The sequence below is a fragment of the Frankia sp. CcI49 genome (assembly GCF_001983215.1).
GTDB lineage: Bacteria > Actinomycetota > Actinomycetes > Frankiales > Frankiaceae > Parafrankia > Parafrankia irregularis.
Genome location: NZ_MOWP01000025.1, coordinates 164,702 through 188,596 on the forward strand (window position 1 = coordinate 164,702; position 23,895 = coordinate 188,596).

Sequence of the window (23,895 nt, forward strand, 5' to 3'; positions counted from 1 at the left end):
TGGTGGCCTGTGGTCGCCTGGTGCGCGGGGCACTGATGCCCCGTCAACTCCCGTGCCCGCGACCGGGTGGTCACGCAGCGACGACTGCCGGTCGGCGCGTTCGATGGTCTTTGCTATCAGTCGCGGAGGGCCTCCATGGCGGCTAGATCGCGTTGTTCTGAGGTCTCACCGTTGTCCGATCGAATTTTCGAGCAATTGACTGTCGCGTGCGTATGACTCCGGGCACGCAACACCATCACCCGAGAGCGGGTCCCGTCGAATGCAGCATTGTCATCCGTAACCAGCCGGGGCTTCTCAGTCAGCCCCGAGGGAAGAGACAACGATACGCGGGCCCTCGGCCGGACCCGCACGCTACTCCGCCGCACCACGGGACACGCCGGCCGCAGTCACCCCCCGCCCACACGGGGAACACAGTCTGTTCATCACGCTCACGGCCAGCCACGATGCCAGCGCGCCAAAATGCCGGGCCGGCAGCCTGAGAAGGCAACTGGAAGTACACAATGAGCACACAGCCGCCGGCATCCCAATGGACGCGGATGGCCCGGAAAGCTGCACCCCGGATGACTCCCGCGCAGCACACCGGTGCGGAACGCGCAGTGCGCGCGGACACAGAGAGATCACAAAGCGGAGCGCGCACGGCCGCACACGCCCGGCGGCGGTACGCCTGATCCGAGGCGGTTTTCTCCGATAATCGCCACTCGAGAGTACACACGTAACACAACGATGAAGATCTAAATACGCAATCATCGACATACACCCGTGGTGCCACTCACCACAAAAGCGACAACCGATTGACGCTCGGCCCGGTGGCTGCGCCCAGGCCGAGGCGTCACTGGCCACAGCCACCGGCCAGAGCGGCCAGAGCGCAGCATCGCCCGCAGGTTCCACTCAGGCAGGCCGGGTAGGTCCGCCACAGGGACCGTGCCGGCTCGGGGTCAGCCCTGTGTGCCGGCCCCCGTCATGTCATCGCGGGAGGGAGCTCCATGACCGACGACATCCGAAGCAGCCGGCGCGTCGGCGGCGTCGCCTCCACCCGTGACAGCAGCGCTTCCAGCGGTACCGCCAAGACCGACATCGTCGTCGGGATCGACGGTTCACCGGGATCCGAGTCCGCGCTGCGGTGGGCGATCGACGAGGCCGTCCGGCGGGGCGCGCGGATCCGCGCGGTTCTCGGGTCATGCGCCGGGGAGCAGCCACCCACGGTTCGCCGCTCTGCCGAGGCAGTCGCCGGCCCGCATGACAAGGAGGCGCTGGCCTGGGCCGCCAGCCAGATCCTGCATGAGGAACTCGACGCCGTGCCGATCCCGACGGGACTCGACATCGTCGAGGAGGTCGTCGACGCTTCGGGCACCGAGGCGCTGCTCACCTCCGGCCGGGACGCCGCGATGATCGTTGTCGGTACGCGAGGCCGTGGGCTGCTTCATCGCCTCCGGATCGGGTCGGTGAGCGCCTCCGTCGCCGTGCACTCACCGGTGCCTGTCGTCGTCGCCCGCACACGCCGGCCGTCGGATGACGCCGAAGCGGGCCGCGCTGACTCCTCCGACAGCGGGCCCACCGGACCCGCCGGCCCAGCATCCGAGACCGAGGCGGACGCAGTGCACCCGGTGGTCGTCGGGGTCGACGGCTCGCCGAACTCTCTCGCGGCACTGCGTTGGGCGGCGAGCGAGGCAGCGCTGCGCGGCGCACCGCTGCATGTCGTGCACGCCTGGCTCGCGGCGATCCCGCTTCCGTTCGCCGAGAGCTCGGCCGAGATCCTGCCGGCGCTCGAGGATCAGGCTCGGCATGTACTGGACGAATCGATCGAGGCAGCCCTCGGCACCAGCGAGACCACGGACACGCGGAAGGTACGGGAGATCGACGTTCACAAGCTGCTGGTGGCGGCCTCCGCGACTCGAGCCCTGCTTGATGCGAGCCGGGACGCCGATCTGCTGGTCGTCGGGGCACGTGGCAAGGGCGGGTTCGCCGAGCTCCTCCTGGGCTCGGTCAGCCATCAGACGATGCTGCACTCGGCCGCGCCGGTCGCCATCGTCCGGGACGTCTGACCTACCCGCCGGCCTGCCCGCGGCCGGTCGCGCCGAGCTGGACTGTTCGGACGTCCGGGCGCAGGCTCGCCCACTGGCGCCAGACCAGCCGGTCGTCGGAGGCGGTCTGATCCCACGGGCTCCGGACGAGGACCCGCCCCGTGGGAGGGTCCGCGGCGAGGATCGCGTAGGCGTGCCCAGGGACAAGACCCGACGAGCCGGTCGGACGAGCGCGGGTCGACAGGGTCACCACGTCACCTGCCGCAAGCCTGGCGGCTATGCCCTCGACCGAGACCTGGTCTGGATCGACCCGATCCGGCTCCACTCCGGTCAGCTGTCGCATCGCGACCGCCGGATCACCGCCGTCGGTGCCCGCGTAGCTTCCGGCCAGCCGCGCGTACGCCTTCTCGTACAGGGCGACCCACAGCTCCGGATCACCGTCGGCGTTCTCCGCACCCGCGCCGATCTCCCGCCGGGTCTCCGCCTCCTCGGGCAGGCTCCTGGTGATCGTCACCGCGATTGGGCCCGGGGTTGAGCCCGCCCCGCCCGGAAAGGTGACGGTGACCGTGCCGTTCGGGTTCTCGCGAAGATTGCGGCGCAGGAGCCCTGGATCCGCGCGAACGATGCCGATGAGAGCGGCGAGCAGGTAGCAGTCACCCACTCGGCCCTGCCGGACGTCCGACGGGGTCGCGCCCCGGACCCAGACCGGCTCGCCGGTGTGGTCGCGGAGGACGAGCCCGGCGGCGGCGCCGCGGGCCGGGCTCCCCGCCCGGTGCCAAGGCCCGTAGCCGGCACCCGGGGGCGGGTCGAGCCACGGGAACAGCTGCACGATCTCGCCGAGCATCGACGACGGCGCGACCCGAAGGATCACGTCAGCGATCGAGACAACTGTCGGTAGGAGGCTCAGCGTGCCGAGATCGAGCCGGGCAGGGGCCAGGGCCACCGCGGTGGCCAGCACCTGGAGCGGACGCCCCCGCAACCCGCTGATCACCTGCGACGCGACGCCCGCCTCCAGCCGTGCCAGCTGCTCGGCGATGGCCCGCAGCTCACGAACACCCAGTTTCAACGGGTTGGTGCCGATGGACGTGACCAGCTCGGCGACGGCGGAGCTCGCTTCCCCTGCACGCGGCCGGGCCGGCGACGCATGCGGCCGGACCAGGATGCTCCCAGCCCCGCCCCAGCCGGGCGACGAGGCCTCCGCAGCAGCGGAGGCGGCGAGTCGGCGGTCGATCGCCGCAGCCATGACCCCGGCCTCGGCACGCACCAGATCGAGGCCCTGGCAGGCTCCGGCGGCCCGCCCCAGCGGGCCCATGTCGCCGGCGAGACGGGCCGCCTGGCGCTCGGCGACCCGTAATCGGCGAGCCAGCTCCGCGAGCCGCTCCGGTTCGAAACAGACGGCGTCATCAACGGCGACAGCCACCCCCGGGCCGCCGCCCAGGCCGGCGGCTGCAGCCACACCAGCCGCGGCGACACCGGCGACACCGGAAGCCTGCTCCCCCACGCCAGCAGGAAAGGGCTCCGGGCGGGAATCCAGCGCGTCGGCCCGCTCCCGGGCCCGGCGGGCACCGATGACCAGTGCCAGCCACCAGGCACCGATACAGGCGTGGCACCGCCGCTGCCAGGGCGACCGCCAGGTGCTGTCGTTGTCGAGAGCGATCACCGGCACAAGCAGCAGAAGGCTCTCCGCTGCCGCGCGACGCAGGGCAGCGGCCAGGCCGCGACGCGACGCAGCGTCTCCCTCACCGACAGCAGCCACGTTCGTCACGCTAGATGGTCATCAGCCCACCGTGACGGGGCGTTCAGCGAGAGACAACAACGAGTTCCGGTTTGCCCGCCCCGGTCCCGGGCCGGGCCGGAGCCTCCGACGCTGATCTAGAGTCCGGCTGCCGCCATCACCTGAAGGCAGCGGGTCTCCAGGTGGCAGACCATCTTCCAGTAGTCACGGAACGCCGGGTTCGTGGTCTGTCCGTGGTGGTAGCGGAAGTAGATCTGTTGCGCGATCACCGCCAGCCGGAACAGCCCGAACACCTGGTAGAAGGGCCACCGGCCGATGTCGACGCCGCGGCGCGCCCCGTAGTACTCGACTATCTCGGCCCGGGTGGGCATCCCGGGGCTGTGGCTGGGCTGGCGCCGGGTGAGGCGGTAGATCTCGTCGTCGTCCGCCTGGACCCAGTAGGCGAGCGCGCCCCCGAGGTCCATCAGTGGATCGCCGATCGTCGCCATCTCCCAGTCCAGCACTCYGCTGATCCGCGGTAGGCCATCTGCGGTCGGATGGGACACGTCGAAGACCACGTTGTCCAGCCGGAAGTCGTTGTGAATCAGACAGGAGGCGACGTCCTCCGGCGCGTACTCGGCGAGCCAGCTCATGATCGCCTCGTAGGACGGGACGTTCGGCGTACGCGCATCCCGGTAGCGACGCGTCCATCCGCGGATCTGCCGGTCCACGTAGCCGACGCCACGCCCGAGGTCCGAGAGCCCGTGGGCGGCCGGGTCGATGTCGTGCAGCTCGACCAGCAGATCCACAACCTTGAAGGCGAGCTGGCGGGTCCGGACGGGATCCAGCGTGAGCAAGCGCGGGAACTCCGATCGGGGGATGACGCCGGGCACCTTCTCCATGACGTAGAAGTCCGAGCCGATCACCGTCGGGTCATCGCAGAAGGCGACCATGCGGGGCACGTAACGGAACGCCGGCCGCAGCCGGGTCTGCACCCGGAACTCACGTGCCATGTCGTGCSCGCCGGTCGCCTTGCGCCCCTGCGGCGGACGACGCAGAACAAGATCCCGATCCTGGTAGCGAAGCAGATAGGTGAGGTTGGAGGCGCCGCCCGAGAACTGCCGGACCTCGGGACGGCCAGCAGGCGGGACAGTCTGGACCTCGCTGGCGGCCTCATCGCCCGCCTGTGTGCCGAGGCCCTCTGCAACGGCGGCCGGCGCCGCGGCGCCAGCGGTCTCTGGATCGGTCTGTTTCCGAAGGTACTGGCGCAACCAGTCGTCCACTGCGGGTATGTCGAGCGCGTCCTCGTCCCGCACCGGGCGTGACCCCGCCAGATCATCCACGGCCATCGGTAGAGCCTAGTGCTCAGGCTGGCGTTCGGGGAGCCCGGACGGCCCCGGGAAAAATCCAGAATCCCTTGTACGACAGACGATTGTCGGGTGCGGCGAGCGAGTGGTCAGCCAGCCAGCCCGCTGGCAGGCTCCGCGCCCGGCGGCTCCACCAGGTCGAGGGACGGGCCGCTCAGGTCGCCAGACGGGCTGCCGTCCACGAGCGCTCGCTGATCGGGCAGGCCGATGGACGTCGCCTCGGTTCCGCCAGGCTTGTTCCGAGCGGGCGGAACCGAGAGTGGGCTTTCCGTCGCCACCGCCGCAGCACCCCGGTCGGGCTGTCCCTCCGGCCCTGACTGGGCCCCCACCTGCAGCTGTCCTGCCCCTACCGGCGCCTGAGCCCCTGCCGGGGCCTGAGCCACGACCGGCACCTGAGCCACGATCGGCACCCGAACCGCCACCGGGACCTGAGCGCCGGACCGTACCCCGGCCCAGGCCGTGCGGGACACGGAGCGCAGCCGGGTCTGCACTTCCGGCCTGGTCATGAAGACCGCGAGCGCGACCAGGCCACCACCGATGACGCCATCCATCCAGTAGTGGTTCGCCGTGATCACGACAACGATGACGGTCAGTACCGGATGCAGGATCATCAACCAGCGCGCCCGGGCCCGCAGAATGGTGACCGTCCCCCACGCAACGATGATCGACCAGCCGACGTGCAGGCTCGGCATCGCGGCGTACTGGTTCGCCACCTTGTCGCCGCCCGAGTAGGGCGACGGGCCGAAGACCGCGCCGGTGTCGACGAGCGACACATGCGGCAGCACCTGCGGCAGGAAACGCGGCGGCGCCAGCGGGTACAGCATGTGGATCACCAGCGCGGCACCCGTCGAGGCGAGGATGACCATCCGCACCCGCGGCCACGCGTCCCGATGCCGGAGCATGACCCACAGCAGGAACGCGACAGAGGCCGGGAAGTGCACGCCGATGTAGAAGCGGTTCGCGAGCTCCAGCAGCTCCGTCGAGTGCAGCGCGAGGCGTTGCAGCGCGGATTCGTCGGGCAGGTCGATGAGCCGCTCGAAGCTCCAGACGTCCCGGGCGTTGGCCAGCGCCTGCGGCTCCCGGCCGACGGCGAGCTGGCGGCCGAGCCGGTAGACCATGAACAACGCGGCCATGAGCAGCACCTGGCCGCCGTAGAACAGCGCCGAGGATGTCGCCCGACCCAGCCGGGTGGCGTGCAGCCAGGACGTCCGCAAGGTCACCGCCAGCGGCGGCACCGCCACCGGCCCGGTCGCGGACCGTGCCTGGTCACGCGAAGGAATCGGAATGCTCACCATGAGCCCTCCCGGCGCGTCTCACGCCCTCCCGACGACATGCCCTGTTAACCCTCCCGTTCCTACCGGCCGATCGGTAAGCAGAGCAAGGATCGAATCCCTGTGATGCCCCACTCATCCCACAACACGGCCGGGTACTGACACTCCGTCACCACCCCCGGCGGATCACCCGGTCAGGGTCACCGCGGTGACTCGCCGACATGTCGCACCGGTCGGCAGTGAAGTGACAGTGAGATAAACCAACAGCGAACAACCCTCGGCTATTTCCACCACATGGGCACGCTTGTCCCGTCGCTCTGTCAGACGGGCGACACCGAACGGTCACCCCCGCGCAAGGCCTGCGCGGTCGCCAGCGGCTGCCAACGTGCCACTCCGCGCCTTCCCTGGCAACAGGCGCACCCCGGCGCAGCCACCGTCGCCCCATCCGAAGCCGCAGGAGACGTCGCTCTCACTACCCACACCAACCGGGCCGATCGTGGCCTATATCACATGGGTTGCCAGCAGCGGGGACGCAGGAACATCCCTCGATCAACCCACACGCCCGGCGAAGCACGCAAAATTGATGAAGCGGACCTTTACGGCATGCGTCCCTTCCGACCTGCCGGTGGCCGCGAACCGTGTTACCCCGGAACTACCGCTCCGCCCGAACGGCCCAGGGTGCCACGTCCCAGGACGCCATGACCCCGGGTGGCCGCGACCGGCGGAGCCGCCGGGCGATGGTGGCGGGACGGCTGCTCCGGGCGTGCCACCTCGATCGCTGGCATCGCGCACCGAGGCCGAAGGGAGAAACATCATGTACGCATCGGTAGGCGACCGCTTCGTCGTCCACGGCCGGACGGTGGGGGACCCCGAGCGTCACGGCGTGATCATCGAGGTCCGCGGGGCAGCCGGCGGGCCGCCGTTCGTGGTCCGCTGGGACGACGGCCACGAGGGCCTTTTCTTCCCTGGCGCCGACTCGAACATCGAGCTCCGGCCGGCACGTGAGCATGTGACCGTCTGAGAGCTGGCCCCGGCGCCCCACGGCCCGCTTCCCCAGCACCCGCTCATGGCCGCTGGGGCGCCGGCGGCCCACCCACGCGCAGTCCGCCACGCGCAGTCCGCCACGGGCTGGACGTTCACCCGCCTCCGGGCGGCCCGGACGTCGGTTCAGCCAGATCGATCGCCCGATCGGGGCGCCGACCGCACCACCGCCACAGGTAATTGTGCCCGCCCGGACCAAACCACCACGGTGCGCGACAGAAACGACTACCTGTTGGCACGTACGGTCTGTCCGGGTCCCGGTTCGACTCCGGTCCGGAAGGATTGCCGTACGCCAGGGGTCGGCTCCTGGATGTGATGTGCGTTATACACCATGGAAACCGTCTCGGGTGTTCCCCTATGGGGGTGCACCGAGCGCAACGCTGATCCCGGAGCAACTTGATGCCAAGTTCGTCAGTGCCGTCTGACAGGTCTTCCCGACCAGGCGGCACGGCCCGTTTCTGGTTCGGCGTCGGGCGGGTGGTCGGCAGCCGTACCGGCCTGGTCGCAGCCGTCACCGCGATCGTCACGGTGGCACTCGGACTTGGCCTGACCAGGCTGGAGTTCACCACCGGTCAGGAGAACTACCTCAACGCGGACTCGCAGGTCGCGAAGGACAACGTCGCCTACCAGGACCTCTTCGGCGGCCAAGCGATGATCACGCTCTTCACGACGAAGCCCGACGCCGACCTGGTCGATCTCTTCACCGCCGCCAATGTCAAGAAGTTCCGGGATCTGTCGGCCACCCTGGAGAAGGACCCTCGCATCGAGAGCGTGATCACGCCGCTCACGGCGCTCCAGTTCACCGCGAATCTCGTGACCAGCTCGGACGGTCAAATCATCAACAGCGCGGCCGGGAAGATCCTCCTGGCGGCGCAGCAGCGTGATCCCGACCCGAAGTCCCAGGCAGTTCGGCTCGCCGACTCGCTGCGGACGTTGGAGCGGGCGAACGCGATTCCCCGGGATCAGCGCACGTTCGACGATCCGGCCTGGGTCGATTTCTTGCTGCACGACAACTCCGGGGCCATCCGCAAGTCACTGCAGTCTTTCTTCCCGACCGACAAGAACGCGCAGATGATCGTGCGGCTGACCGGAAACGCCTCGATCAAGGAGGAGGGCAAGGGCGCCACCGCGGTCGAGAACGCCATGAACGGGCTGGCCTTCGACAACGCCGACGTCATGACCACCGGCGCATCGGTCCTGCTCCGTGACATCAATGACTACCTGCGCGGCGGCTTCCTCACTCTGGGTGGCATTTCGCTCCTCATCATGGCCGCGCTGCTGCTGGTCGCGTTCGCCGTCCGCTGGCGGCTGCTGCCCCTGGCGGTCGTGGGCATCGGGCTGGTGTGGGCCTTCGGGCTGGCCGGCTACCTGGACATCCCGCTCTCGGTGGTCACCATCGCCGGCATGCCCGTCCTGCTCGGCGTCGGCATCGACTTCGCCGTTCAGCTACACAGCCGGGTCCAGGAGGAAGCGCAGCTCGACCGGGCCCGGGAACCCGTCGCGGCGGCGCTGGGCCACCTCATGCCGGCGCTGGCCCTGGCCACCGTCGCCGGTGTCGTCGCGTTCCTCGCGCTGGAGTTCAGCGAGGTCCCGATGATCCGTGACTTCGGTGTCCTGCTCGCCATCGGACTGCCGGTCATCGTCCTCGCGACCGTGCTGCTCAGCACCGCCTCGCTCGGCTTCCGGGAGCGCCGCTCCCCCACCGCGCCGAAGGACGCCTCACGCGGCGCGCTCGGCCACACCGTCGTCTGGCTCGGATCCCTGCCCCGGCTGGCCGCGATCCCGCTCGTCGTCATCGCCGCCGGCATCTTCGCCGGCGGGCTCGTCGTCGAAGGTGACCTCAAGGTCCAGACGGACCCGGAGAAGTGGGTCAACCAGAACTCCCAGGTCGTGCACGACATCCAGTACCTCAAGGCGCAGACCGGTTCGAGCAGCGAGCTGGGCATCTTCATCCAGTCGGACGACATCTTCGACGACAGGACCGTCAAGTTCGTCCACGACCTCGCCTACCAGCAGCTCGACGAGCACCCCAACGAGCTGCTGACGGCGTCGAGCCTGGTGACCACGGTCAGCTTCCTCATGGAGGTGCCGAACACCACCCTGCTCGCGCCGACCGGCAAAGACGTCCAGCTGGCGTATGACGTCACACCGGAACCGATCAGGAAGAGCACCGTCGACATCGACGGGAAGGCACTCAACCTGATCTTCCGCACCGGGCCGGGAGCGCTGGAGGAACGCGCCGTCGTCGTGAACGACATCCGGGACACGGTCACCCCCCCGGAGGGAATCCGCGCGACACCGTCGGGTCTCGCCGTCGTCGGCACCGGGCTGCTGGAGAACTTCGAGAAGAACCGCGTCGAGCTGACCTACTTCGCGTTGATCGGCGTCTTCATCATCCTGCTGCTGCGCCACCTGAACATCGTCCGCGCGGTGGTGTCGGTGGTTCCGGTGCTGATCGCGGTGGGTCTGACGGCCATCATCTCCCGGCTCGCGGGCTTCGAGCTCAGCCCGCTCACCGCGGTCGGCGGACCACTCGTGATCGCGCTCTGCACCGAGTTCACCACGCTGATCGTCATGCGGCACGTCGAAGAACGACAGCGTGGACGGGACCCGCTGGCAGCCACCGAGGAGGCGGCGGCCCGGACCGGAGTCGCCTTCATGGTCTCGGCGCTCGCCGCCGTGATCGGAATCGTGGTCCTGGCGTTCAGCTCGCTGCCGCTGCTGCGCGACTTCGGCCTCGTGGTGGCTCTCAACGTCGGGGTGGCCCTGCTCTCGGCGCTGATCGTGCTGCCGCCGCTGCTGCTGTGGGCGGACGAACGCGGCTGGGTCTACCGCGGCCCGCAGCTGGTGCCCGCGGGCACCAGCCCCGCCGCGCCGGTGCCGGCCTCCGTGGTGCCGAACACCCCCGCACCGGCCTCCGCGGCATCGGCGGCCGTGGCACCGGCGGCCGTGGTACCGGCAGCCGCCGCGCCGGCCGACGACGTGGCTGGCCCCAGTGCCGGCCACAGTGCCAGCCCCAGTGCCGACGCCAGTGCCGGTGGCACAGCCGAGCCCAATGCTGGTGACACAGCCAGGCCCACGGCTGGTGACACAGCCGAGAGCTGAGACATTCGAGCGCGCGAAACAGTGCGGCGGCTCGCTCAGCGTGACGCGGGACAACGCGCTATCCGGTGAAGACCCGGCCCGATGTGACGCGACCGGGCCGGGTCTTCGCGGTTCCTCACGCCTATGGCACGCTCAAAGCTCACACCGCCGTCTGCCTATGACGGTCACAGAGCCGGCCGGCAGCGGAACGTGACACCGCCACAGAGGCTCGGCAGCCATCCGAGCGCAACGAGGAGAAGGCATGACTTTCGACTTCAAGGTCGCGGATCTCGCGCTGGCCGAGTTCGGCCGCAAGGAGATCCGGCTTGCCGAGCACGAGATGCCCGGGCTGATGGCTACCCGCGCGGAGTACGCCGCCAGCCAGCCCCTGAAGGGCGCCCGGATCATGGGTTCCCTGCACATGACCATCCAGACCGCTGTGCTGATCGAGACGCTGGTCGCGCTTGGCGCCGACGTCCGCTGGGTTTCCTGCAACATCTTCTCCACCCAGGACCACGCGGCCGCCGCGATCGTCGTCGGGCCGAACGGCACCAAGGACGACCCGCAGGGCGTGCCCGTCTTCGCCTGGAAGGGCGAGACCCTCGAGGAGTACTGGTGGTGCACCGACCAGGCGCTGGCCTGGCCGGATGGCGGCGCCCCGAACATGATCCTCGACGACGGCGGTGACGCGACCCTGCTCGTCCACAAGGGCGCCGAGTTCGAGCTGGCGGGCGCCGTGCCGGCGACCGACACCGCGGACTCCGAGGAGTACGCGATCATCCTGGAGACGCTGCGCCAGACGATCGCCGCGAAGCCGGGCCGCTGGACCGCGGCCGCCGCCTCGATCAAGGGCGTCACGGAGGAGACCACGACCGGCGTCCACCGGCTGTACGAGATGGCGAAGGCGGGCACGCTGGCCTTCCCCGCGATCAACGTGAACGACTCGGTCACCAAGTCGAAGTTCGACAACAAGTACGGCTGCCGCCACTCCGTCATCGACGGTCTGAACCGGGCGACCGACGTGCTCATCGGCGGCAAGGTCGCGGTCGTCGCCGGCTACGGCGACGTCGGCAAGGGCTGCGCGGACGCACTGCGCGGCCAGGGTGCCCGCGTCATCGTCACCGAGATCGACCCGATCTGCGCCCTGCAGGCCGCGATGGACGGCTTCCAGGTCGCCACCCTCGAGGACGTCGTCTCGATCGCCGACATCTTCGTGACGACCACCGGAAACTTCAACATCATCATGGCCAGCCACATGGCCGCGATGAAGCACCAGGCGATCGTCTCCAACATCGGCCACTTCGACAACGAGATCGACATGGCCGGCCTGGCGAAGGTCGAAGGCATCGAGAAGGTCAACATCAAGCCGCAGGTCGACGAGTGGGTGTTCCCGGACGGGCACTCGATCATCGTGCTGGCCGAGGGCCGGCTGATGAACCTCGGCTGCGCGACCGGCCACCCGAGCTTCGTGATGTCGAACAGCTTCACCAACCAGGTGATCGCGCAGATCGAGCTGTTCACCAAGACCGACCAGTACCCGGTCGGGGTCTACATCCTGCCCAAGCACCTCGATGAGAAGGTCGCCCGGCTGCACCTGGACGCACTCGGCGTCAAGCTCACGACGCTGACCAAGCAGCAGGCGGACTACATCGGTGTCCCGGTGGAGGGCCCCTACAAGGCGGACCACTACCGCTACTGATCTTCCAGGTTCCACGACGAGGGCCGTCCCCGTTCCCGGGGGGCGGCCCTCGTCGCGTCACCCCACGTCAGGCTGCACGGCGTCAGGCTTCGCCGCCTCCGGCTCCGCCGCCTCCGGCTCCGGCTTCACAGCGTCAGGCTTCGCGGGGTCAGGCGTAGCGGCGGGCGGGGCCGTGCGGTACCAGCACACCGCCGTCCAGGTGATCTTCGAGTGTCGATGTGACGGTGCGTGCGCCGACCGCGCGGTGCCGGCACTGCCAGCGGCCTGCGCGCCCAGCTCCGACGCGTCCAGCTCTGCGGCAAGCGTGTACCAGCCCGCGGGCAGGTAGGCCCCGGAGCGCGCCACCTCCGCGGACTCGAAGCCGGCCGGAATCTCGTCGGGTACCAGCAGTTCGCGGGCCCCACTGCCGCAGCCCACGTCGTTGGACCCGGCCACCCCCGCGCTCGGCTGGGCCCGGCCCGAGCCCGTCTCGCACAGGATGGCGGACCGCGGCGGCCAGAAGGAGGCCGTCTGCGCGTAGTACCCGGCGGCGAGTTGCACCGGTGCGCCGGCATCCGGCTCATCGCCCGGGGCGCTCACCGTGTACTCCCGCCCGCTGGGGCATTCGGCTGCCGGCGTGCCGCCCGCCTGGGCGGCCGGCTGACCGGCCACCGCGAGCGCGCCCACGACGGTCAGAACAGCGGCGAGCCCCATCCTGCCGATCCGAACTGATCGCATGACTGTCACCGTGAACACCTCTCCCTGCACAGGGAGTCAGACAAACATGTCGGACGGACGTCGACGCCCAGCTGCCCGGCAACACACGCGCTGTCGTCTTGACGACAGCAGCCCCGACACCCCGTCACCCGGCTCCGCCGCCGGCACGCGCCGCGGAACCACCTGGCAACCATGACAATCCTCATAATCTGCCAGAAATAGGATGTCGGTGCTCACTTACGGGCGGCATCCACCTCATGACGTGAATGACCCAGATGCGGCGCGCCTGAAGCGTAGCGGTAGGAATCCCTCAGAGCCATGCAGGCCAGGCCGGGCAGGCGCCACGCGTGCCGGCAGACATCTGGGGAACAAGAGGAAACGTGACTCGCCAAGACCCACGGCAGTTGGAACCGGCAATGCCGACCGGCCCGAGAACCCAGGAAGCGACGCCGACGGACAGCCGGGACTGACGATGGCGACCACCCTTTACCCACCTGCGGCCTACCGCCCGGTCCGGAACACCTCGGGCACCATGACGCAGCCGACCCGCGGCCTGATTCCGCACGTCCAGGTCGGCAACGGATCGTTGTTCGGATGGTTCGACAACCCGGCCAGCGAGGTGAGCGCACATCTGTGGCTGGCGAAGACGGGCGAGTTCGAGCAGTACGTCCCGTTCGACCGCCGGGCCTGGGCGCAGGCCGCGGGAAACTCGTTCTGGATCAGTGTCGAGTGCGAGGGGTACGACACCGAGGACTACACACCGATCCAGATCACCCGGCTCGGCGAGTTCTTCGCGTGGGGAATCCGCGAATTCGGCTGGCGGGCTGAGATCACCGATTCGGTGAACGGCTACGGGCTCGGCACCCACCGCATGGGCGGCGCGGCGTGGGGAGCGCATTCCTGCCCCGGGGAGATCCGGGCCAACCGCAGAGGAGACATCCTGGCGGCCGCGCTGGGCCCCGCAACGCTGGCGGACCCCCGCCAGCGCTACGCGGGCATGCCGACCCTGCGGGAGAAGTCCCGCGGGCCCGAGGTCGTCACCCTCCAGAACGCACTGAACATCATCTTCGGTCACGAGGCGACATCCGGCGACCCTTACCGGCTCGTCCCCGACGGGGTGTACGGCCCACTGACGACCGCGCGGGTGGCGGCCGTGCAGCGCTATGCCACGCCATGGTTCGGACGCATTCCCGACGACGGCGTCTGCGGCCCCAACACCTGGCGCAAGATCGGATATGTGCTCACCGGCATGAACCGCCAGGTTTAGCGGACTGCGGGAAGACGAGAATCCTCTGCTCTTCGAACGGCCTGGGGACCCCGGGGAGACGGCGGGACTCCGGGGACACAGGCCGCTCAGGCCCGGCGCACGGCCTCCTTGAACGCGACGCGGGCACCGGTTCGGAGGACCGCGTTGTGGTAGATCCGGCCGGTGATCCGGATGAGCAGGCCGATCAGGGCCAGGGCCAGGAGCACGGACAGGACGAGCTGCCAGAGCGGCGCCACCCCGAGCGCGATACGCATCGGCATGAGCAGCGGAGAGAACAACGGAACCAGGGAGAGGATCTCGACCAGGCCGTTGTCGGGATCACCGGGCACAATCGAGACCCCGACCACCCAGGGGACGATGAGCGCCAGCACGATGGGGCTGGAGATTCCGCCGAGATCCTCCTGCCTGGACACCATCGCGCCGACCGCGGCGAACGGCAGCGCGTACAGGAAGAATCCGATCACGTACCAGGCCACGGACCAGACGACGGTGCCGGTCGCCTCGCTGGACGGCAGCTCGAGCGCGCCGGTGGTCAGCGCGGCGACAAGCCCACCGCCGGCGATCACGACCATCTGGATCAGCGCGACCAGCCCGATGCCCAGGACCTTGCCCGCCATGAGCGTCCACGGCCGGACCGTCGACAACAGCAGCTCCACGACCCGGCTCGACTTCTCCTCGACGACGCCCTGCGAGACCGCCGGTCCGAAGAGCATCAGGCCCATGTAGATCAGGAACGCCGATGCCAGCCCCAGGAAGAGCCGTTCGTCCTGGTCATCCGGTACGGGGTCGAGCTCCGCGACGTCCAGGCCGGCGGCGGCGACGGTCTCGTTGACCCGGGCCGGGTCCCCGCCGAGCACGCTGATCTCGTTGTCGAGCACCTGTTGCCGGGCCAGCACCGCGAGCACCCCGCGCAGGTCTTCGCTCAGCTCCTCCTTGACCGCGACCCGCAGACCGCTCGGAGCGGCGGTCACCAGCACGTCGAGATCACCGTCGGAGACCTCGCGCAGACCGGTGGCCTCGTCGGGCACCTCACGGGTCGCGACGTCGACCCCCAGGCCGTCGGCGACGGCCTCAAGCGGATCGGCGAGCACGGACTCCGCCGCGATGAGACCGACCGACTTCGCGGACTCGTGCCCACCCAGCATGCTGATCACCACCGAAGCGCCGACCAGCAGCACGAGGAACGCGGCCGTCGTGATCACGAAGACCTTCGAGCGCAGCCGGATGGCCAGCTCCCGCCCGGCGACGAGGCGCACCACCACCCAGGCGGCCAAGGGCGGGAACCCGCCGTGCTCGGGCGTCTCGGCGGCCGCCCGTCCGGACGCCGAGGCGGCCGGCGGCCCGGTCACCCACGCCCCACGGTCGTCCGGCGGCGTGCCACCCTGCGTCGGGACGCTGGGGAGCTGTCCCCTGTCTCCGCCGGACCCGCCGTCGGCTCCGGTGCTCATACCGCCGTCTCCTCATCCGCCGCCCGCACGTCGTTGCCGGAGCTCGCCAGCCCGGCAGACGCAGCCCGCCCGGCAGGCCCAGCCCGCCCGGCTGGCCCAGTGAGCCCGGCTGGCCCAGTCAGCCCAGCTGGCCCCGCCCGCCCAGCAGGGCTCGGGACGTCACCCGGCCCGCCGGCGGAGCCACCGGCCGCAGCGGGGACGGTGGCCACGGTGGCCGCGGCGGGGACAGTGGTCACCGAGCGGAACAGCTCCGCCAGCGTCGGCCTGCGGCGGCGGAACTCGCGCACCGGCCCGGCCGCCAGCGCCCGGCGCAACAGATCCTGATCGTCCGCTCCCGGGGCGAGATCGACGGTCGTCCGGTCGCCCTCGGTGTGGCGGACGGTGATCCCTGGCAGGTCGAGCGCCCACCCGGCGGGCGCGCCGGGCACCTCCACCACGATCTGCTCGGTCCCGGCCCTGCGCAGCTCATCCACCGTGCCGCAGGCGACCATGCGGCCCGAGGCGACGATGCCGACCCGGTCACAGAGCCGCTCGACGAGCTCCAGCTGGTGGCTGGAGAACACCACGGGGACCCCGGCCGCGCTGCGTTCGCGCAGCACCTGGCTCATCACGTCGACCGCGACCGGGTCCAGGCCGGAGAACGGCTCGTCGAGCACGAGGACCTCCGGGTCGTGGACGAGCGCCGCGGCGAGCTGAACCCGCTGCTGGTTGCCGAGGCTGAGGTTCTGGACCTCGTCGTCGCGCCGTGCCGCCACACCGAGCCGCTCCAGCCACGCCTCGGCGCTGCGTCGGGCGGCCCCGGCCGGCATCCCGTGCAGCCGGGCCAGGTAGACGATCTGGTCCCGGACCTTCATCTTGGGGTAAAGACCCCGCTCTTCCGGCATGTAGCCGATCCGGCGACGGACGGCGAGGTCGACCGGCCGACCGGCCCAGCGGACCTCACCCGCGTCGGCCGCGAGCACCCCGAGCACGATCCGCATCGTCGTCGTCTTGCCAGCGCCGTTACTGCCGACGAAACCGAAAAGCTCCCCGGCGCGCACCTCAAAGGTCATGCCGTCCAGAGCGGTCACCTCGCCGTAGCGTTTGCGAACGCCGTCGATCTCCAGACGTCTGTTCGCCATCAGCCACCTCCGGATCGCCCCCGACGCGCGGTCGATGACATCGTAACGGCAGAAAGTTCTGCCACTTTGATATCGAATCGCCGCTCGACCGGTCGTGCGCCGCAGGCGCGGATGGCCGCCGAGACAGCGTCGAACCAGGCCTATCCGCTCATTCATCCATTCACTGGCCCGAGCTGGGCAGTCGTTCGTGGAATCAGCCCGTGTTTCGTTTGACCGCCCACCAGAACCGATCGAAACGCGGGTGTGCCGGCTGCCCGCCACCGCTGGGCAGGCAGCGGGCGAGCGGTGTCGCGAAGACCTGAGGATTCTCGTCGCACCGGCCACCACGCCCCGCCGGCCTCGCTCGGCGGCAGCGGCAGCGCCCGCCACCCCGCCGCGGGCCGCCCCGCCGTCAGGTGGCCGAGATCAGGTGGCCGAGATGAGGCCGGTTCCCAGCAGGAAGAGCAGCACGCTGCCGAGGGCGAGCCGGTAGATGATGAAGACGCTGTAGCTGTGCCGCGCGACGAACTTGAGCAGCCAGGAGATGGCGAAATAGGCGGTCACGAAACTCACCGCCGTCGCGGTGATGGTCATGGTCCAGCCGACACCGTTCGAGATGTTGGCCGACTCGGTGACGACCTGGAKCAGCGCCGCGGCGAAAAGCGCGGGGATGGAGAGGAAGAACGACAGCCGGGTCACCGTGACGCGGTCGATCCCGCGCAGCAGACCGGCCGACATCGTCGAGCCGGAACGCGAGATCCCGGGAATCAGGGCCATGCACTGGACGACCCCGATGACCAGRGTGTCCTTCCAGGTGACGTCGTCCTCGTGGCGCTTCTGGGTGGCAACGCGGTCGGCATAGGCCATGACCCCGCTCCACCCGACCAGCGCGAGGCTGACGAACCACAGACTCCGCAGAGTCGTCTCGATCTGGTCCTTGAACAGAAGCCCGACGATCCCGATCGGAATTGACCCCACGATCACGGCCACACCGAACCGGAAGTCCGGATGATCCCGGTACGCCGGGCGCGTCGCCCCGCGGCCCAGGGCCGCGATGATGCGCCGGAAATCGTGCCGGAGATACAACAGCGTGGCAAAGACCGCACCAACCTGGATGATCGCGGTGAAGGCGGTGATGTCCGGGCTGTCGATCTCGTAACCGAGCGCCTTCTCCATGATCGTCAGATGACCGGTGCTGGAGATCGGGAGAAACTCGGTCAGCCCTTCGACCGCACCGAAGAAAACCGCTTCGACGATATTCATCCAAGTCCTTCCTCGGTGCCCACCTCCGGCCAGCGGACGGCAGAAGTGTATGCCGGGAAAGATCAGCTATTCGCACCGGGTCCGCCACGGGCTGCTTCCACGGGCTGGTCTCAGCGGACAGCCAGGCCGACGACCAGCCACGACAAGCAGCAGACGCCCGCGAGCAGCGGCATCAGCGCGGACAGCGACCACCACGGCCGGCAGCGCCGCGGCCTGTCGTGCGGCCTGCGCCCACCTGCCGCTCCCAACCCGCGGGAGGCCCTCCGCCGGCGCGGCGCAGAATATACTTCTGCGTGGAACAGAAGAAAATTCCGCGCCTGTTCCATCCCGCATCCAAAGGACGGCGACGTGAGCGACACTACCGGAGTGGAATGGCACGATGTGCCGACGTCGGTGCGTGCCGCGGTCGACCGTGCGCTGAACCGCCACCAGCGGGATGCGTTGAGTGAGGTCGAACAGATCCTCAACGCCGCGCTGCGGGTCGCGGTACGTGTTTCGCCCGCCGAGCCGAAAGTCGCCGACATCGTCGCCGAGGCCGGCACGTCCAACCAGACCTTCTACCGGTACTTCGCCGGCAAGAACGAGCTGATGCACGCCGTGCTGGAGCGCGGGATCATGCTCGTGAACTCCTATCTGCGCCACCAGATGGCGAAGCATTCCGAGCCGGTCGACCAGCTGACCGCCTGGGTCGAAGGCATGATCGCGCAGATCACCCGGCCGACCGTGGCCCAGCAGGGCACCACGGTGAACCGGCTCCTCGCCCGCGCCGGCGAGTCCGCTCCGGGGCGCGCCACCCTGGACGGGCAGCTCGGCGACCTGCTCATCGCTCCGCTGACCGCGGCCGGCCGCCCACGGCCGGACCTCGACGCCCGGGTGATCCAGGACGCGGTGCTCGGCACGATGCAGCGGCATGTGGAGCCCGGCACGATCCCCGACGAGGACGAGCAGCGCCACCTCGTCGACTTCTGCGTCGCGGTCATCGAACACCCACCGGCAGCCCGCGGCGAGTGATGTCCGGCCAGGGCGGTTCCGCTGGCGCTGACCCCGGCCGTTGCCGGGGCCAGCGCAGGTTGGAGTCGGTCAGCCCTGGCCGTCGTTGCCGGCGATGCGGAGAACCGTCTTTCCGATCGCATGACCGTCGGCCACGTAGCGCAGAGCGGCGGCGCTCTCCTCGAAGGCGAAGGTCGCGCCGATGTGCGGACTGACCTTGCCGGCGGCGAAGAGCTCGATGAGCTCCCGCTCGTTGCGCCGCATCTCCTCCGGGGCGTGGGTTCCGAAGTCGCGCAGCTGCATCCCGGTGACCTGGATGCCCTTGAGCAGCACCAGATTGAGCGGAATCCGCGGAATCGTGCCCGCGGCGAAGCCGACCGTGACGAACCGGCCGCGCCACCGCAGGCAACGCAGCGCCGGCTCGGCCAGGTCGCCTCCGACCGGGTCGATCACGACGTCGGCCCCGTCGGGAAGCGTCTTCTTCAGCGCCGCGCGCAGGTCCGTCGAACGATGATCGATGAGGTTGGTGGCTCCGTTGGCCGCGGCCACCTCCAGCTTCCGCGCCGAGGAGGCCACCGCCGTCACCGTCGCTCCCAGCGCCACGCCGAGCTGCACCGCGGCCAGCCCCACACCGCCACCGGCGCCGAGCACGACGAGCTGATCGCCCGGCGCCAGGGCGGCCGCCGACCGGAGCATGTGGTAGGAGGTGCGGTGCGCGACCCCGAAGGCGGCGGCGACGTCGTCGGAGACCGCGTCCGGGGTGCGGGTGACACCCTCGGCGCGGCCGATGGCCACCTCGCCGAACCCGCCGACGATGCCGGAACCGAAGACGCGGTCGCCGACGGCCAGGCCGGTGACGCCCTCCCCGACCGTTTCGACCACCCCGGCGAACTCACTACCCGGCACGAACGGCGGCGGCACCTTGATCTGGTATTCACCGGCGACCAGCAGCACGTCGGAGAAGTTCACGGCCGCCGCGTGCACCCGCACGGCGACCTGGCCCGCCTCGGGAACCGGGGTCGGGAACTCCTCGACCCGTACGACGTCCGGCGGGCCGTACTCACGGCAGACAGCGGCCCGCATCTCAGCGGCCCCAGCCCCAGCCCCGGCCCCGGGCCCGGCCGCGAGCGGCGGCGGGGGCTGGGGCGGGTGCGGGGGCGGCTGGGATGCATGGGATGCGGGCGAAGGCCTCCGGCAAGGTCAGCGTCCCTTCCACTGGGGCTCGCGCTTCTCGATGAACGCCATCGCGCCCTCCTTGGCGTCCTCGCTGGCGAAGACGGCCGGTGAGAGCTGCGCCATCCGCTCCTGGCCACGGGCGGGATCGGCCGCGGCGGCGCGGACGATCTCCTTCGTCGCCGCGACGGCAAGCGGACCGTTGGCGGCGACGCGCCCCGCGAGCGCGAGCGCCGTCTCGAGCACCTGTGCCGGCTCGACCACCGTGTTGACGAGCCCGAGCTGCTGCGCGCGGGCCGCGTCGAACAGGTCCCCGGTGAGGGTCAGCTCGAGCGCGAGCGCCAACGGCAGCCGGCTGCCGATCGCGACGGCGCCGCCACCGGCGGCCAGCAGCCCCCGCTTCACCTCGGGCAGGCCGAACTTCGCCGCGGACGAGGCCACAACCAGGTCACAGGAGAGCAGCAGCTCGAAGCCGCCACCGACCGCTGTGCCGTTCGCCGCGCCGATGAGGGGGACCGTCACCTCCCCCTTCGTCAGCCGGCCGAAGGCCTCCATGCCCTTCTTGTCCTCCTCCGAGCCGCCGCCGTAGCTGGCGCCCTTGGTGAAGGCCTTCAGGTCCATGCCCACGCAGAACGCCCGGTCGCCGGTGGCGGTGAGGATCGCCGCCCGGATCTCGGGGTCGGACTCGGCCTCGATGACCGCCAGGCCGATCGCGCTCAGGAGCGAGGGCGTCAGCGCGTTGCGCGCCTCCGGCCGGTTGAGCCGGATGACCAGGACGGCGCCGACGCGCTCCAGCAGGATCTCGGATGTGTCGCTCATGACCGGTAGTCTGTCGTCTCGGCCAGGTCTGCCGCCTCTTTCATCGCGCCCAGCACGACAGGCCCGAACGACTGCAGCTTCACGTCGTCACCCGCCCGCTGGAAGCCCTGCTCCAGCACGATGGCGATCTTGAACTTGGCGAGGATCAGGTAGTAGTCGAAGTCGTCGACCTGCCGGCCGGAAACCTCCGCGTAGTGCGCGAGAAGCTGCGACCTCGTCGGCATGGCGTAGAGGTCCGCGTAGCCCTTGCCGGTCAGCTCGCGTGAGCTGGTGTCTTCCGGCCAGCTCTGCAGCATCCAGGCCAGGTCGAGCTTGGGGTCGCCGACCGTCCCCATCTCCCAGTCGACGATCGCGGCCAGCTTCGCCGGCGCGCCGTGCCGGAACATGACGTTCGCGAACTGGTAGTCGCCGTGCATGAGCCCGGGGACGAAGTCGATCGGCCGGTGGGTGCGCAGCCAGTTCGCGGCGACGTCGAAGCCGGGCAGCTCCCGCTTCTTGATCCGATCGAGGAAGGCCGTCCAGCGGTCGACCTGCCGCTCGTGGAAACCGTCGGGCCGGCCGAGGTCGTGCAGGCCCTTGGCCCGCCAGTCCACCTTGGACAGCAGCGCGATGCCCTCGGCGAGCTGGTAGGACAGGCCCTTGCGGGCTTCGATGTCGGAGGCGAACGGCTCCGGCCAGGCGCCGCGGGTGTCCATCGGCGACCAGCCGTCGACGAAGCCCATCAGGTAGAAGGTGCGGCCGAGAACCGCGGGATCGTCGCACATGCCGAGGGCCTCGGTGTGCGGGACGTCCGTCCCGTCGAGGGCCTCGATGATGCGCCACTCCCGCAGGATGCCGGCGTCGCGGCTGGCGGGCGCCGTCGCCGGCGGGATCCGCAGCGCGCCGTGCAGCTCACCGCGCCGGATCTCGTAGATCTCGTTCTGGGTGCCGCCGGAGACGTACCGGGCCTCGATCGGCTCGCCCTTGCCGGGCAGGCCGGTCTCGTCGAGCCAGGTCGCGAGGCGGTCGATGTCGATCACAGGTTCCCCACTTCGTGGTCCAGGAACTCGGCGTACTTCTCCTTGGCCGCGGCGAGGCGCTTCGGCAGGTGCTGGGTGGGCCAGATGTCGTCGCTGGGCTTGTAGTCCCGCAGGACCTGCTTGGCGACGGTGACCTTGTGCACCTCGGTCGGCCCGTCGGCGAGGCCCATGACGTACGAGCCCATCACCATCTGGTGGAACGGCATCTCGTTGCTGGCACCCAGCGCGCCGTGGACCTGCAGCGAACGCGACGCGATGTCGTGCAGGACCGCGGGCATCACGACCTTCACGGCGGCGATGTCCTTGCGGACCTTGCGGTAGTCGTTGTGCTTGTCGATCGCCCACGCGGTGTGGATCACGAGCAGCCGGAACTGCTTGAGCTGGGCGTACGAGTCGGCGATGAAGCCCTGGACGAACTGCTTGTCGGCCAGCAGGCTGCCCTGGGTGCGCCGGCTCAGCGCCCGCTCGCACATCATGTCCAGCGCCTTCTGCGCCAGGCCGATCGTGCGCATGGCGTGATGGATCCGCCCGCCACCGAGGCGGGTCTGGGCGATCGCGAACGCCTGGCCCTCGCCGCCGAGCAGCGCGTCGTCGGGAACCCGCACGTTCTCGTAGTGGATGAGAGCGTGATGCCCCTCGCCCAGCGGCTCGCCCGGCAGCCCGACATTGCGGACGATGTTGATGCCCGGCGTGTCCGTCGGGATCAGGAACATCGACATGCCCCGGTAGGCGCCCGCGTCGGGGTTGGTGACCACCATGACGATGACGAACCGGGCCGTGCTGGCGTTCGAGGAGAAGAACTTCCAGCCGTTGATGACCCAGCCGTCGCCGTCCTTCTCCGCCCGGCAGGTGAACTGGGTCGGGTCCGAACCGGCCTGCGGCTCGGTCATCGAGTAGGACGAGAAGCACTCACCGTCCAGCAGGGGCTGCAGGTACTGCTTCTTCTGCGCCTCCGTGCCGTAGTGCGCGATGATCTCGGCGTTGCCGGTGTCCGGCGCCTGGCAGCCGAAGATCAGCGGCGCCCAGCTGGAGCGGCCCAGGATCTCGTTGAGCAGCGACAGCTTCAGCTGCCCATGCCCCTGACCGCCCAGCGCGGGGCCGAGATGCGTGGCCCACAGGCCCCGCTCTCTGACCTGCGCCCGCAGTGGATCGATGACCCGCCGCAGGTTCTCGTCCGGCGGTACGAACTGCAGGTTCGGCCAGGCAAGATCCAGGGGCTCGACCTCCTCGCGGACGAACTCGTCCGCCCAGTCGAGCTGGGCCTGGTACTCGGGCTCCGTCTCGAAATCCCACGCCATCGTCGGCACTCCTCTCGGCGCCCTCAGAATAGCGTTCTCGCAGTACAGAACACAACTTCCGAGGTTCTGGAACTTCGATCCTCCACGACGTCCCGCCAGCCGGCCAGCCGGCCCGCCGGCGATCGGGCATGCGGGTGGCCGGGCATGCGAAAGGGGGCCGCCGGTCAACCGGCGACCCCCTGCACTCGCTGCCTCGCCAGGGCGCTGGGCGCTTACCTCGCCCAGGCGCTCTGGCCCTGGCTCAGGCGCTCTGGCCCTGCTTCTCCGCGAAGAGGCGTGCCCATTCCTTGCGGGAGCGGATGGCGGTGTCGACGTCCGTCGCGATGGCGCGCCGGGCACCGACGGTGGCCCGCTCGCGGGGGATCTCGGCGAACGGGTCCCAGTTGAAGAACCGGCAGGCGTTCTCCCAGGTGATCTTGTTGATCTCCTCGTCGGTCGCCCCGGCCCCGTTCAGCTCGTTGAGGACGAACTCGGGCGCGTCCGGCCAGATCGAGTCGGAGTGCGGGTAGTCGCATTCCCAGGCGATGTTGTCGATGCCGATCTCGCGGCGCAGCTTSAGGGAGGTCGGGTCGGTGACGTAGCAGGCCAGCGAGTGCTCGCGGAACACCTCGCTGGGCAGCCGGCC

Annotated in this window: 18 protein-coding genes; 6 read left to right on the top strand and 12 right to left on the bottom strand. The window is 69.8% G+C overall.

The features are described from left to right. Nucleotides 1-983 precede the first annotated feature (983 nt). Complete coding sequence (locus tag CcI49_RS21965; protein ID WP_076828959.1) at nucleotides 984-2,042, top strand: universal stress protein; 1,059 nt, start codon at nucleotides 984-986, stop codon at nucleotides 2,040-2,042. Between the two features lies 1 nt (nucleotide 2,043). Here the strand turns inward: CcI49_RS21965 and CcI49_RS21970 are convergent, their stop codons facing one another. From CcI49_RS21970 to CcI49_RS21980, 3 genes are all read right to left on the bottom strand, one after another. Next, nucleotides 2,044-3,786, bottom strand: a complete 1,743-nt coding sequence (locus tag CcI49_RS21970; RefSeq protein ID WP_116437469.1) for a C2 family cysteine protease — start codon at nucleotides 3,784-3,786, stop codon at nucleotides 2,044-2,046. Nucleotides 3,787-3,893: 107 nt separating this feature from the next. Continuing rightward, the gene (locus CcI49_RS21975) at nucleotides 3,894-5,084 is read right to left on the bottom strand and encodes a phosphotransferase family protein (protein WP_241840181.1); all 1,191 of its coding nucleotides are present in this window, start codon (nucleotides 5,082-5,084) and stop codon (nucleotides 3,894-3,896) included. Between the two features lie 107 nt (nucleotides 5,085-5,191). Next, nucleotides 5,192-6,397: a phosphatase PAP2 family protein gene (locus tag CcI49_RS21980; RefSeq protein ID WP_076828963.1), complete on the bottom strand. Its 1,206-nt coding sequence runs from the start codon at nucleotides 6,395-6,397 to the stop codon at nucleotides 5,192-5,194. Nucleotides 6,398-7,187: 790 nt separating this feature from the next. Here CcI49_RS21980 and CcI49_RS21985 point away from each other — a divergent pair. From CcI49_RS21985 to ahcY, 3 genes are all read left to right on the top strand, one after another. Further along, a complete protein-coding gene (locus CcI49_RS21985) occupies nucleotides 7,188-7,394 on the top strand; it encodes a DUF1918 domain-containing protein (protein WP_076828965.1) in 207 nt (68 codons plus the stop codon). 419 nt (nucleotides 7,395-7,813) lie between these two features. After that, nucleotides 7,814-10,519, top strand: a complete 2,706-nt coding sequence (locus CcI49_RS21990) for an MMPL family transporter (protein ID WP_076828967.1) — start codon at nucleotides 7,814-7,816, stop codon at nucleotides 10,517-10,519. Nucleotides 10,520-10,760: 241 nt separating this feature from the next. After that, the gene (gene ahcY, locus CcI49_RS21995) at nucleotides 10,761-12,197 is read left to right on the top strand and encodes an adenosylhomocysteinase (protein ID WP_076828969.1); all 1,437 of its coding nucleotides are present in this window, start codon (nucleotides 10,761-10,763) and stop codon (nucleotides 12,195-12,197) included. Between the two features lie 57 nt (nucleotides 12,198-12,254). Here the strand turns inward: ahcY and CcI49_RS22000 are convergent, their stop codons facing one another. Continuing rightward, the gene (locus CcI49_RS22000; RefSeq protein WP_241840184.1) at nucleotides 12,255-12,914 is read right to left on the bottom strand and encodes a hypothetical protein; all 660 of its coding nucleotides are present in this window, start codon (nucleotides 12,912-12,914) and stop codon (nucleotides 12,255-12,257) included. Nucleotides 12,915-13,365: 451 nt separating this feature from the next. Between CcI49_RS22000 and CcI49_RS22005 the strand changes: the two genes are divergently transcribed. Continuing rightward, nucleotides 13,366-14,160, top strand: coding sequence for an N-acetylmuramoyl-L-alanine amidase (locus CcI49_RS22005; protein WP_054568883.1), 795 nt, complete (start codon nucleotides 13,366-13,368; stop codon nucleotides 14,158-14,160). A gap of 86 nt (nucleotides 14,161-14,246) precedes the next feature. Here CcI49_RS22005 and CcI49_RS22010 read toward each other — a convergent pair whose 3' ends face one another. The 3 genes from CcI49_RS22010 to CcI49_RS22020 form a co-directional block, all read right to left on the bottom strand. After that, entirely contained in the window at nucleotides 14,247-15,608 is a 1,362-nt protein-coding gene (locus tag CcI49_RS22010) for an ABC transporter permease (protein WP_083749654.1), read from the bottom strand. After that, the gene (locus tag CcI49_RS22015) at nucleotides 15,605-16,729 is read right to left on the bottom strand and encodes an ATP-binding cassette domain-containing protein (RefSeq protein WP_076828973.1); all 1,125 of its coding nucleotides are present in this window, start codon (nucleotides 16,727-16,729) and stop codon (nucleotides 15,605-15,607) included. The genes CcI49_RS22010 and CcI49_RS22015 overlap by 4 nt, the downstream gene beginning before the upstream one ends. A 405-nt stretch (nucleotides 16,730-17,134) precedes the next feature. Beyond that, nucleotides 17,135-17,971 carry an undecaprenyl-diphosphate phosphatase gene (locus tag CcI49_RS22020; RefSeq protein WP_076828975.1) on the bottom strand — a complete coding sequence of 279 codons (837 nt, stop codon included), beginning with the start codon at nucleotides 17,969-17,971 and terminating at the stop codon, nucleotides 17,135-17,137. A gap of 348 nt (nucleotides 17,972-18,319) precedes the next feature. On the opposite strand from CcI49_RS22020, the gene CcI49_RS22025 reads away from it, so the two are divergent. Further along, complete coding sequence (locus CcI49_RS22025; RefSeq protein ID WP_054568880.1) at nucleotides 18,320-18,982, top strand: TetR/AcrR family transcriptional regulator; 663 nt, start codon at nucleotides 18,320-18,322, stop codon at nucleotides 18,980-18,982. Nucleotides 18,983-19,051: 69 nt separating this feature from the next. On the opposite strand, the gene CcI49_RS22030 is transcribed toward CcI49_RS22025, so the two are convergent. The 5 genes from CcI49_RS22030 to CcI49_RS22050 all read right to left on the bottom strand — a co-directional run. After that, on the bottom strand, nucleotides 19,052-20,044 hold the full coding sequence (locus tag CcI49_RS22030) for an NADPH:quinone oxidoreductase family protein (protein ID WP_076828977.1): 993 nt from the start codon (nucleotides 20,042-20,044) through the stop codon (nucleotides 19,052-19,054). Between the two features lie 117 nt (nucleotides 20,045-20,161). Next, nucleotides 20,162-20,953, bottom strand: coding sequence for an enoyl-CoA hydratase-related protein (locus tag CcI49_RS22035; RefSeq protein WP_076828979.1), 792 nt, complete (start codon nucleotides 20,951-20,953; stop codon nucleotides 20,162-20,164). Beyond that, nucleotides 20,950-21,972, bottom strand: a complete 1,023-nt coding sequence (locus CcI49_RS22040) for a phosphotransferase family protein (protein WP_076828981.1) — start codon at nucleotides 21,970-21,972, stop codon at nucleotides 20,950-20,952. Before CcI49_RS22040 ends, CcI49_RS22035 begins: the two co-directional genes overlap by 4 nt. Further along, nucleotides 21,969-23,270, bottom strand: a complete 1,302-nt coding sequence (locus tag CcI49_RS22045) for an acyl-CoA dehydrogenase family protein (RefSeq protein ID WP_054568876.1) — start codon at nucleotides 23,268-23,270, stop codon at nucleotides 21,969-21,971. The genes CcI49_RS22040 and CcI49_RS22045 overlap by 4 nt, the downstream gene beginning before the upstream one ends. 241 nt (nucleotides 23,271-23,511) lie before the next feature. Next, nucleotides 23,512-23,895 (bottom strand): amidohydrolase family protein (locus tag CcI49_RS22050; protein ID WP_158230795.1); only part of this gene is annotated, 384 nt, incomplete at its 5' end.

Coding starts and splice junctions, on each gene's coding strand:
- CcI49_RS21965 (WP_076828959.1), top strand. CDS start 984: ATGACCGACGACATCCGAAGCAGCCGGCGCGTCGGCGGCGTCGCCTCC.
- CcI49_RS21980 (WP_076828963.1), bottom strand. CDS start 6,397: ATGGTGAGCATTCCGATTCCTTCGCGTGACCAGGCACGGTCCGCGACC.
- CcI49_RS21985 (WP_076828965.1), top strand. CDS start 7,188: ATGTACGCATCGGTAGGCGACCGCTTCGTCGTCCACGGCCGGACGGTG.
- CcI49_RS21990 (WP_076828967.1), top strand. CDS start 7,814: ATGCCAAGTTCGTCAGTGCCGTCTGACAGGTCTTCCCGACCAGGCGGC.
- ahcY (WP_076828969.1), top strand. CDS start 10,761: ATGACTTTCGACTTCAAGGTCGCGGATCTCGCGCTGGCCGAGTTCGGC.
- CcI49_RS22000 (WP_241840184.1), bottom strand. CDS start 12,914: ATGCGATCAGTTCGGATCGGCAGGATGGGGCTCGCCGCTGTTCTGACC.
- CcI49_RS22005 (WP_054568883.1), top strand. CDS start 13,366: ATGGCGACCACCCTTTACCCACCTGCGGCCTACCGCCCGGTCCGGAAC.
- CcI49_RS22010 (WP_083749654.1), bottom strand. CDS start 15,608: ATGAGCACCGGAGCCGACGGCGGGTCCGGCGGAGACAGGGGACAGCTC.
- CcI49_RS22015 (WP_076828973.1), bottom strand. CDS start 16,729: ATGGCGAACAGACGTCTGGAGATCGACGGCGTTCGCAAACGCTACGGC.
- CcI49_RS22030 (WP_076828977.1), bottom strand. CDS start 20,044: ATGCGGGCCGCTGTCTGCCGTGAGTACGGCCCGCCGGACGTCGTACGG.
- CcI49_RS22035 (WP_076828979.1), bottom strand. CDS start 20,953: ATGAGCGACACATCCGAGATCCTGCTGGAGCGCGTCGGCGCCGTCCTG.
- CcI49_RS22045 (WP_054568876.1), bottom strand. CDS start 23,270: ATGGCGTGGGATTTCGAGACGGAGCCCGAGTACCAGGCCCAGCTCGAC.